We start from the raw sequence: 10,585 nt of genomic DNA, 5'->3' as shown, positions 1-10,585 counted from the left end.
GCGACTGTTGGCCTCGGAGTTCGCCCGGCGAACCCTGCTGACGGGGGCGCCCCCGACCTCTGCGCTCGAGCTGGCGCTGGCCACCATCTGGAGAGATGTACTGGGCACCGAACCCGAAGACACCTCAGCCCACTTCCAGGTGCTCGGCGGCGACTCCTTGGCCGCAGCTCACCTGGCCAGCGAGCTGCGCGCCTGTCTCGGGGTGAGTGTGCCTGCGGCCTTCGTCCTCGACCACCCGACGCTTGCCGCCCAGGCCCACCAGTTGCACCTGCTGGGCGCTGACCCCGAGATCGAGCGCGACGACGAGGGATCGTCCGGTCACCGGGAGCGCCCCAACCAGGCCCCTGCGTGGCCCTTGCAGGAGTACTTCCACGCCTGGTCGCAGGCGATCGACCCGGTACGGGTGGTGCTGCCGGTCACCGCCGCGCTGCGCGTGCGGGATTCCGTCGACGTGATGGCTCTGGCTGACGCCGTCGCGGCGGTGGTCGCCCGCCACGACGCACTGCGCACTGGGCTGCAGGTCGTCGATGGCCAACTGCAGCAGATGGTCGCTGGCCGTGCCCGGATGCCCGTCAACGTGGTCGAGGTGCCCGACGTCGGCGATCAGCAGGCCCGCGAGCAGTGGGTGCGTGACGACTTCAACCTGCTCACCCGCCGGCCGTTCGACATCGCTGCGCCCGTGTTGGGGCGGGTGGTGCTCTATCGGTTGGGGCCCAGCGACAGCGTGCTGCTGGTCACCATCAGCCACATGGTGATCGACGGGGCCAGCCTCGGCATCGTCCTGCGCGATCTGGGCATCGCCTATGCCGCGGCCCTGGCAGGACGACCGGTGCAGTGGCCCCTGCCGGCACCCTCGGCCGCACTTCTTGCCCATGACGAGGCCGCCGACCACGAGCGCACCGTGGCCTACTGGCGCCAGCAACTGGCCGACGTGCCCGCTCACCCGGGGGCACCAACCGGCCTCGCCCACAGCGCGGTGAGAGTGCCCGAGTTCCACGAGGACGAGATCCCGGTCGAGTTGGCGGCCCGGCTCGACGGGGCAGCCCGCAGGCTGGGCGCGACGCCGTTCATGCTGCTGCTGGCGGCCTGGACCAGCGTGCTGCCACCGCTGGCCGGTGTGGACGACGTGGTGGTCGCCTCACCGGTGGCCGCCCGCGGTGACCGGGTGCACGCCGACACTGTCGGTTGCCTGGCCCGCAACACCCTGCTGCGGGTGAGGCTGCACACTGCCCGCACCTTCGCCGACGTGGTGACCCAGGTGCGTGACGCCGTCTTCGGGGCGGTCGAGCACCAACGCCACCCGCTCGAGCAGTGCCGGCAGTGGGTGCCCCACGTGTCGAGGGTCAATGTCGAAGACATCGCTGCACCCCAGGTGCTGCCCGGCATCTCGTCCGAACGCTTCGACCAGGGCCACGGCGAACCGATGCTGTTCGTGCCCGACGACGGCATCGACCTGCGCGTCCCCGACCTGCTGGTGCGGGTGGCCGAGGGGCCATGGCAGGTGACCCTGATGCACGACCCCGACTGGGTCACCCATCCGGCTCAGATCTGCACCGACTTCATCGAGGCCCTCCGTGACGGCGTCGATGACCCCCACCGACCACGAAAGGGTCAGCAGTGAGCACCCCGTCGCCTCGTCCCCTCACCGCCATCCCGGCCGGCATCTGGCTGGCTGAGCAGTCCGGCAACGCCGGCACCAGCTACCTGATGCCGCTCGCGATCCGCCTGCGCGGCCCGCTGAACCTGCCGGCCCTCGAGGCCGCGTTGGCCGCAGTCGTGGCCAGGCACCCGGTGCTCGCGGCGCGGGTGGTCGAACACCAGGGCATCCCCGTGTTCGAGCCCGCCCCGGAGCCAGTGCGGCTGCAGCACCGGGCAGGGCTGGACGACGAGCAGGTGCGTCAGGAGTGCCGTCGACCGATCGAGGTGGCCACCGGCCCGATGCTGCGAGCCAGCCTGTGGCAGCAGGACCCTGAGCGGCACCTCCTGCTGCTGGTCGTCCATCACCTCGCCTTCGACGGTCACTCCAAGAACGTGCTCGTCGCCGACCTGGCGGCCTCTCTGGCCGGTGAGGTCCTTTCCGCGGCCGGGGAGTACCCCCTCGCGGCCGACCCGGACGAGGACGAGCTGATCGCAGCCCAGACCCACTGGCAGCAGGCTTGGCGTGAACCGCAGCCGCTTCAACTGCCGCACGCAGCGCCCCCCAACCAGGATGATCCGACCGTGGTGGTGGCGCTGGACTGGGCCGCGGTGGTGGCCGCCGCCGATCGGTTGGGTGCCTCGCGCTTCGAGGTGTTGACCGCTGGGTTCGTCGCCCTGCTGGGACGACTGGGCACTCCCGAACCCACTGTCGCGCTCGACCTCGGCACCCGCCACGGTCACCAGCAGCGCGAGGTGGGTGTCTTCGTCACCGAACTCCCGCTCACCCTCGCCGTGGACGAGACCCTGACCGGTGCCCAGTGGGTGGCACGGGTGCGCGCGGGCATCCGCGAACTCAACCCGCACCGCAGGGTGCCGCTGGCCCGCGCCCTGCCGGGCAGGGGGCAGCGACCGGCCCCCGCGTCAGTGTCGTACCGGCGCCGCGAGGCCACCCCGGCCTTCGGCGGGCTCGAGGCCGAGGTGACGTGGGCGATGCCAGTGGACGCCCCACGCACCGGGCTGCGGCTGCAGGTGGTCGAGGGTCCCGACGGGCACGAGGCGCTGCTCTCGGCACAACCCGAGGTGCTCAGCCAGCCCGACCTGGCAGCGCTGGCCGACCAGTTCGTAGTACTGATGGCCGGCCTCTGCGTGGCCTCCGATCAACCCTTGGCGCAGTTGCCGCTGCTCAGCGAGCACGACGTGCGCATTCAGGACGACATGGGTGACGGCGGCCCTGCGCCCCAGACAGAGCACGACACCCTGCCAGCGGCGGTGGCGGCCCAAGCTGCGCGCACTCCCGAGGCCGTCGCGGTCGAGGCTGATGGCGAGACGATCAGCTACGCCGACCTGCAGCAGCGGATCGCGCTGCTCGCCGACGAACTCACTGGTGCCGGCGTACGCCCGGGCGACGTGGTCGGGGTACGAATCCCGCGCGACGCCGAACTGATCACGACCCTGCTGGCCGTGCAGGCCACCGGAGCTGCCTACCTGCCGCTCGACCCCGACTGGCCCACCGAACGGCAGCGGATCCTGCTGCAGGAGGCTGGAGCCCGGGCCGTCGTCGTCGCCGGGGGCGCGACCACCGTGTTCGAGGCAGCCGATGCCTGCGTACCTGATCGCACCGCCTATGTGATGTTCACCTCCGGCTCGACCGGTCGCCCCAAGGGCGTCATGGTGCCGCACCGCGCGGTGCTCGAGTTCCTGGCCGGCATGCAAGAGGTGCTGCCGGGCACCGATCGTCCACAACGCTGGCTGGCCTCGACCGGACCCACCTTCGACATCTCGGTGCTCGAGCTGTTCGGTCCGCTGGTGGTCGGCGGCACGGTCGTGGTGCTGACCGCTTCGGCCAGCGTCGCCGCCCTCGTCGACCAGGTCACCCACGTGCAGGCCACCCCCTCAGGGTGGCGACACTGGCTTGATGGCGGGCTCCGGGCACCGCACGTGCATGCCCTGTGTGGCGGCGAGGCGCTGCCCGAGGAACTTGCCGAGCGGCTGCGCGGGCAGGTGACCAGCCTCACCAACGTCTACGGACCCACCGAGACCACGATCTGGTCGACCTGGGCGCCCGTGGACGGGCCGCCAGTGCACCTGGGCCGGGCCCTGCCCGGCGAGAGGGTGCGGTTGGTCGACAGCCAGAGTCGTCGCGTGCCACTCGGTCTGCCCGGTGAGCTGTGGATCGGCGGGGCCGGCCTTGCCTCGGGCTATCTGGCCAGTCCCGAGACCACCCGGGCGCGGTTCGTCCAGGCCGACGGGTCGCGTTGGTACCGCACCGGCGACCTGGTCGTCATGGACGAAGCTGGGCGACTGCACTGCCGGGGCCGGTTGGACGACCAGGTCAAGATCCGTGGCCACCGGGTCGAGCCCGGAGAGGTCGAGTCGGAACTCAAGGCCCTCGACGGGGTCGCTGCGTCGATGGCGGCTGCCCGCAACGACGCCGGCGGAGGGCGTCTGGTGGCCTGGGTGGTGGCTGAGCCGGGCGTCACCCTGGACCCGCGTGACCTGATCGACCGGCTCGGTGCCAAGGTGCCCGCGCACCTGGTGCCCTCACTGCTCGGCGTGGTCGACGCGCTGCCGCTGACCGCCAACGGCAAGCTCGACCGGCGGGCGCTGCCCGACCCGGCGCCGCTGCCAGCGGTGCAGCCAGAAGTCGAGAGCACGGGCACTGACGCCGCGGTCGGCACCCCCGACGCACCCGATGAAGCGCTGGGTGTGGTGCTCGAGGTCTGGAACGAGGTGTTCGGGGTCGACGGTGTGACCGCCGACTCCGACCTGTTCGACCTGGGCGGGCACTCCCTCACGATCACCGCGATCCTGGCCCGCATCCGGGAGCGCACCGGGGTCGACATCCCCCTCGACCTTGCCTACGACGAGCCCACCCCGGCCGCGATGGCCGCCGCCGTGGGCGGGGAGGGTAGCCGATGAGCACCCCGACCAGCATCGCCCTGTCATACGCGCAGGAGCGGCTGTGGTTCCTGGAGGAGTTCCAGCCCGGGACGGCTGCCTACACGATCCCGGCCGCGTTCCGGATCCGTGGCGAGCTCGACACCGACCGGCTGCAACGGGCCCTCGACACCGTCGTCGCCCGACACCTGCCGCTGCGCACTCGTTTCGGTGAGGACGGTGACGGGCGCCCCACCGCCGAGGTCGTCGACGACGTCGGTGTCGACCTGCGGGTGGTCGAGGCGAGCCTGGACGAGGCTGCCGAGATTGCCTCCCGCGAGGCTGAACGCGGCTTCGACCTGACCCAGGTGCCGCTGATCCGCTCCGTGCTCGCCCGGGTCGGTCCCGACGACGCGGTGCTGGTACTGACCGTGCACCACATCGCCGCCGATGGCTGGTCGATGGACCTGATCGCCCGCGAACTGGCAGCCGCCTACGACGGCGAACCTCTCGGTGATCTGCCCACTAGCTACGCCGACCACGCCGCCAGCCAACGTGCCGCCGAGGATTCCGCTGCCCTGGCCCACTGGACCCAACAGCTGGACGGGGTCGCTCCGCTGGAACTGCCGACCCGTCCTCGTCCCGCCGTGGCCACGAGCAACGGTGAGGCGGTGCAGGTCGAACTGGACCCTGAGCTGGTCAAGCGCCTCGGGACGTTCGCCGCGCGGCAACGTTCGACGCTCTACATGGTGGTGCTGGCCGCGCTCGAGGTGGTGCTGTCGAGGTTCAGCGGCCAGGACGACTTCGCCGTCGGCTCGCCCGTGGCCGGACGTGCCAGCAGCGACCTCGAACAGCTGGTCGGCATGTTCGCCAACACGGTGGTGCAGCGTGCCGACCTGAGTGGTGACCCGAGTTTCGCCGACCTGCTCAAGCGGGTGCGACGCACCGCCATCTCGTCCTACGCCCACCAGGACGTGCCCTTCGAACGCATCGTCTCCGAACTTGGTGTGCCTCGCGACCTGAGCCGCACCCCGGTGTTCACGGTCACCTTTGCGATGCAGAACTACCTGCAGACCGTCGCCGGCAACAACGGCCTGGCGATGGAACGCTTCCTGCACGACCTGCGGGTGACTCGCTACGACCTCGAGCTGTACCTGTTCGTGGACGAACACGGCGTCAACGGGCACCTGATGTACAACACCGACCTGTTCGAGCGAGGGCTGGCCGAACGGCTCCGCGATGCTCTGCTCTGCGTGCTCGAGGCCGTGCCCGACCAGCCCGACACCCTGGTGTCGAGGCTGCCGCTGCTGCCCGCGGCACAGCTCACCGACGTGCTGGCTGCCGGTGTGGGCCCGGCCGTCGAACCCACCGACGACACCCTGGTCGACCTGCTGGCCCGTCAGGCGGCTGCCACTCCCGATGCGGTGGCAGTGACCTGCGACGGGGCGAGCCTCACCCACGCTGAACTCGTCGAACGCTCCTTCCACGTGGCGCAGGCGCTGAACAGCCGCGGCGTCGGCCGCGACGATGTCGTCGGGCTGTGCGCCCAACGTTCGCTGGCCCAGGTGGTCGGGTTGGTCGGCATCCTGCGGGCTGGTGCCGCCTATCTGCCCCTGGATCCCGACCTGCCCCCGGCGCGTCGGGAGTTCCTGGTCACCGACGCCGGTGCCGTGGCCGTGTTGGCCTCGGCGCCGGGGCTGCAGGACGGCGCGCTGCTGGTCGACGATCTCGTCGCCCGGGCTGCGAGCACCTCGGCCAACGACTCAGCCGGGTCGGTGGCGGTCGGGCCACGTGATGCCGTCTACGTCATCTACACCTCCGGCTCCACCGGGCAGCCCAAGGGCGTGCTCACCGAGCATCGCGCCATCGTCAACCGGATCAACTGGATGCAGCGGCTCTATCGGCTGGGGGCAGGTGACGCGGTCCTGCACAAGACCCCGGTCGGCTTCGACGTGTCGGTCTGGGAGCTGCTGTGGCCCCTGGTCAGCGGAGCCCGACTGGTGCTCGCTGTGCCGGGTGGGCACCGCGACACCGCCTACCTGCGAGATGTCATCCGCGAGCAGCAGGTGACCACGGTGCACTTCGTCCCCTCGATGCTCAGCCTGTTCCTGTCAGAGGAGGGCGTCGACCAGCTCAGCTGCCTGCGCTGGCTGTTCAGTGGTGGTGAGCGCTTGGCGCCCGACCTGGCCCGACGGGCCGCCGAGGTCACCGGCGCACAGGTGCACAACTTCTACGGCCCGGCCGAGTGTGCCATCGAGGTCTGCGAATGGCCGGTGGCCAAGGTGGACCCCGACGCCACCACCGTGCCGCTCGGCCCACCGATGGGCGGGGTCGACGTCCGGATCCTCGATGCCGGGTTGGCCCCGGTGCCGTTCGGTGTGGTCGGCGAGCTCTGCATCGGTGGCATCGGACCGGCGCGCGGCTACCTGAATCGCCCGGAGCTGACCGCCGCGTCGTTCGTGGACGACCCGTTCACCCCCGGGGGCAGGCTGTACCGGTCCGGCGACCTCGGCCGGCAGCGCCCAGACGGAGTGATCGAGTTCGTCGGACGGCGTGACGCCCAGGTCAAGCTACGCGGACAGCGCCTCGAACTCGGCGAGATCGAGGCTGCTCTGCGCACCGTGCCCGGGGTGGTGGCGGCCGCCGCCGACGTGCGCGGTGACCTGCTGGTCGGCTACGCCGTGCCCGGCTCCGGGGCCGACCTCGAGGCCGACGAACTGCGCGCCGGAGTGGCGTTGCAGCTGCCCGAGACCATGGTGCCTGGCGCCTTCGTCGTGCTGGACGAGTTGCCACTCGGCCCGACCGGCAAGTTGGACCGGGCCCGCCTCCCCGAGCCTGAAGTCGTCCGGGTGCAGGCCGCCGAACGCATCCCACCGAGCACCCCGGTGGAGAAGGCCATCGCCTCGGCCTGGCAGCAGGTGCTCGAGGTGGACGAAGTGGTTCTCGACGACGACTTCTTCCACCTGGGTGGCCACTCGCTGGTGGCGATCCAAGTGGTGGCCAAGCTGCGCTCCACGTTGCCCGAAGGGGCGCGCGGGCTCAGCGTGATGGACCTGTTCAGGCTGCGCACCGTGCGCAGGATGGCCGAGTTCGCGGTCTCGGACGAGGTGGGCGAGCAGCACTTGCTGCACGAGCTCACTGCCGAGGTGGCGCGTCCGCTGTTGACGGTGGTGTGTGTGCCGCACGGTGGTGGTTCCGCGGTGATCTACCAGGGCATGGCCGACGAACTGCCCCGCGACGTGGCGTTGTACGCGCTGGCGATCCCCGGTCATGACGTCGGTGTCACTGAAGAGGCGCTGCCGTTCAAGGAACTGGCCGCCCGGGTCTGCGACGAGGTGGTCGAGCGGATCGAGGGCCCGGTGGTGCTCTACGGACACTGCGGTGTGGGCAGCGCAGTGATCGTCGAGTTGGCGCTGTTGCTGCAGCAGGCCGGACGAGCCGCCGACGCGGTCTACATCGGTGCCTCGTTCCCGTTCGCACGCCCCACTGGCTTGTTCGGACGACTGGTCGGCCTGGTCTCGTCCGAACGACTCACCGGCGACCGGTCGTACGAGAACTGGATGCGTGCCCTGGGGGCTGACCTGTCCGACCTGGACCCCGAGCAGGCCCGGTTCATCATCCACAATGTGCGCAAGGACAGCCAGACCGCCGAGCGCTACTTCACCGACCTGTTCGAGACTCAACTCGGTCGGCTGGAGGCACCCGTGGTCTCGGTGGTCGGTGAGCACGATCCGGCGACCGACTACGCCACCGAGCGATACCGCGAGTACCACCGACTGTCGCCGGTGACGGCGCTGGTCGAACTGCCGGCCGCCGGACACTACTTCGTCAAGTACCGCCCCGGTGACCTGGCCGAGATCGTCACCCAGGTGCACCCGGCCCTGGCCCGGGGAGGCAGCGACGTCGGTTCGTCCAGTTGGACGCTGTCGCAGGTCTCGCGCGAGGACGAGGCCCCCGTGCTCGCTGGGATCGAGGCCGCGGATGCCCGTCCGGGCCTCTCGGCCGGTCCTGTCAGGAAGGCGGCTGTCGGTGGGCAGCCGGGCGAGGGCCGGGGGACGGCGCGACCCAGCATGGGGCGGTTCGCGATCATCGCCGGCTCGCAGTTGGTGTCGAACCTCGGGTCGGCCCTGACCGACTTCGCGCTGCCACTGTGGGTGTTCCTGCAGACCCAGTCGGTGACCCAGTACGCCATCCTGTTCACCCTGGCCATGGTGCCCGGCCTGCTGGTGGCTCCCCTGGCCGGGGCCATCGTCGACCGGCACCGCCGCAAGGTGGTCATGCTGGTCTCGGACACGGTCGCCGGGGTGCTCGAGGCCGGGTTGGCCGTGCTCTACTTCACCGGCAACCTGTCGGTCTGGCACGTGTACCTGCTGGTGGCGTCGATGTCGATGGCGCTGACCTTCCACCGGTTGGCCTACCAGTCAGCGATCCCGCAACTGGTACCCAAGCGCTACCTGGGTCACGCCAACGGCCTGTCGCAGATGTTCGGGGGCATGGCCCAGTTGGCGGTGCCGCTGGTCGCAGCCGGCGTGATGGCCGCAGCCGGACTGGGAGGCATCATCACGATCGACATCTCGACCTTCCTGTTTGCCTTCGTGATCCTGGTGCTGGTCCGCTTCCCGATGACGATGCCGTTCAGCCGCAAGGAGACCCTGCTGCACGAGATGAAGCTCGGCTTCCAGCACGCCACTCGCACCAGCGGGTTCCGCGCGATGCTGGCGTGGTTCGCGCTGCTCAACATCTTCCTGTCGCCGATGGTGTTGCTGCTGTCACCGTTGGTGCTCGGCTTCAGCGACCTGCGTGGGGTCGGCATCGTGTCGGCCGCCGGCGGTGCCGGCGCCTTCGTCGGTGGCCTGGTCCTGGGCATCTGGGGCGGGCCGAGGGAGCGCAAGATGCGCGGGGTGCTGGTCAGCGCCGTGGCGATCGCCTGCTTCGCCTTCCTGGCCGGCACGACCCCGAGGGTGAGTGTCGTGGCGTTGGCGTTCGCCGGGCTCTACTTCAGCCTGTCGGTGATGAACGGCATCTACGCCACCATCGTTCAGACCAAGGTGGCGCCACGCTTCCATGGACGAGTGTTCGCCGTGCAGACCTTGGCCGCCTGGTCGACCTTGCCGCTGGCGTTCCTGGTGGTCGCCCCGGGTCTCGCTGCCTGGTTCGAGCCACTGATGTTGCCCGGTGGTGTGCTGGCCGACAGCGTGGGCCGAGTGATCGGTGTCGGGCCGGGCCGCGGAGTTGGGCTGCTCTACCTGGTGCTGAGCGTGGTCATCGCGGTGCTGTCACTGGTGTCGCTGGCCAATCCCCGGCTGGCCAACCTCGACGTGGAGATGCCTGACGCGGTGCCCGACGACGTGATCGGCCTTGCCGAACTCGAGGCGGCTCACGGTGGCCCGACCTCACCGGTCTCACCCGACGGCACCTCGACGGCGGCGGCAGCGAGGTCACGCGCCACCGTGTGACGCCCCCACCAGAGCTGCCCGTCCACCGTGGTGGCGGCGAACCGATCTGGCTCGAACCGCACCGACACGTCGGTGAACTCGAGCAAGGCGCCGGTGAGCGGGTTGGCCGCCTTGTGCACGGCCTCCTTGGCGCAGAACAGCAGCGTGGGCCAGTGAATGCCCGGGTGTCGGCGGGCCAGGTCGGCCAAGTGGTCGCGCTCCCCGGGGGTGGTGATGAACTCGTCCACCCCGTCGGGCAGTGGGCGATGCGGTTCGACGTCGAGCCCCACCGAGGCGACGAGCTCTCTGCGGGCCACCGCCACCCCTCGGTAGCCGCGGCAGTGGGTGATTGTCCCGACCGTGCCGGTCGGCCACTGCACGCGGCGGTCCGCCCCCGGCACCAGCGACGCTGCAGGCACCGACAGCCTGGCCAGTGCCCGGCGGGCGAGCGCGCGCGAGGTGGTGAACTCGGCGCGGCGCTCGGCGCCGGCCCCGGCCAGGTAGGCCAGTTCGTCCGCGAACAGCGCCATCTCGATCTCGGTGAACGACTCGGCGACCACGACAGCCGGACTGAACAGTGTCGTGGCGAGTCCCATGCCGACGATTGTCCCGCTCAGGTGGGGCTCGGCGTGGGG

Annotated in this window: 4 protein-coding genes; 3 read left to right on the top strand and 1 reads right to left on the bottom strand. The window is 70.6% G+C overall.

Annotation, left to right across the window (positions count from 1 at the left end; all coding sequences use genetic code 11):
* The 3 genes from IE660_RS12895 to IE660_RS12885 form a co-directional block, all read left to right on the top strand.
* Positions 1 to 1,621, top strand: a 1,621-nt coding sequence (locus tag IE660_RS12895; RefSeq protein ID WP_203568776.1) for a condensation domain-containing protein, incomplete at its 5' end; no start/stop codon positions are given.
* The gene (locus IE660_RS16450) at positions 1,618 to 4,557 is read left to right on the top strand and encodes a non-ribosomal peptide synthetase (protein WP_203568775.1); all 2,940 of its coding nucleotides are present in this window, start codon (positions 1,618 to 1,620) and stop codon (positions 4,555 to 4,557) included. The genes IE660_RS12895 and IE660_RS16450, both read left to right, overlap by 4 nt.
* On the top strand, positions 4,554 to 9,971 hold the full coding sequence (locus IE660_RS12885) for a non-ribosomal peptide synthetase/MFS transporter (protein WP_203568774.1): 5,418 nt from the start codon (positions 4,554 to 4,556) through the stop codon (positions 9,969 to 9,971). Before IE660_RS16450 ends, IE660_RS12885 begins: the two co-directional genes overlap by 4 nt.
* Here IE660_RS12885 and IE660_RS12880 read toward each other — a convergent pair.
* On the bottom strand, positions 9,893 to 10,546 hold the full coding sequence (locus IE660_RS12880; RefSeq protein WP_203568773.1) for a 4'-phosphopantetheinyl transferase family protein: 654 nt from the start codon (positions 10,544 to 10,546) through the stop codon (positions 9,893 to 9,895). The two genes, IE660_RS12885 and IE660_RS12880, sit on opposite strands and share 79 nt — an antisense overlap.
* Between the last annotated feature and the right edge of the window lie 39 nt (positions 10,547 to 10,585).

The organism is Aestuariimicrobium ganziense (assembly GCF_015352975.1).
Classification (GTDB): Bacteria; Actinomycetota; Actinomycetes; order Propionibacteriales; family Propionibacteriaceae; genus Aestuariimicrobium; species Aestuariimicrobium ganziense.
The sequence above is the reverse complement of the archived record's forward strand: the minus strand, read 5'-3'. Positions and strand labels throughout refer to the sequence as shown.

What these genes read in the sequence shown, in the direction of transcription:
- IE660_RS12885 (WP_203568774.1), top strand. Translation starts at nt 4,554, where the DNA reads ATGAGCACCCCGACCAGCATCGCCCTGTCATACGCGCAGGAGCGGCTG.
- IE660_RS12880 (WP_203568773.1), bottom strand. Translation starts at nt 10,546, where the DNA reads ATGGGACTCGCCACGACACTGTTCAGTCCGGCTGTCGTGGTCGCCGAG.